Source organism: Proteus myxofaciens ATCC 19692, from assembly GCF_001654855.1.
Lineage (GTDB): Bacteria > Pseudomonadota > Gammaproteobacteria > Enterobacterales > Enterobacteriaceae > Proteus > Proteus myxofaciens.
In genome coordinates this window covers 1-358 of the sequence record NZ_LXEN01000222.1, presented here as the reverse complement: position 1 = coordinate 358, position 358 = coordinate 1, and the positions used below count along the sequence as shown (strand labels likewise).

Annotated in this window: 1 protein-coding gene; it reads left to right on the top strand. The window is 38.5% G+C overall.

From position 1 onward, the window contains the following. Window positions 1-358, top strand: a 358-nt coding sequence (locus tag M983_RS16735) for a DUF3304 domain-containing protein (protein WP_157091993.1), incomplete at both ends; no start/stop codon positions are given.

Genomic DNA, 358 nt, shown 5'->3' with positions numbered 1-358 from the left:
AGCTAAAGCCACCTTTATTTTCACAGTGCTTCTTTCTGGATGCTCCGTCGCGCAACAATCCGCTTATAATGCTGGCAATATAGAAGGGTTTAATCACACCGAATATGAAATATCCGATTTCAATATTAATGGTGCGATGGGCTCAACTAGTGGAACAGTTTGTTGTGCCATGATCCCTAAAAAATGGACACCTGAGCTGAGAGCTCATATTTCATGGAACACAGTAGATGCCAAAAAAGTTTCAAAATTCCCAGGATTTACTGATAGAGTTAAATATAAACAATGGGAAAAAGTAGTAGATACAAATACTCATACACATGAAGCGATTGTGCCCATTGCCCAATACGATAAATCTTGT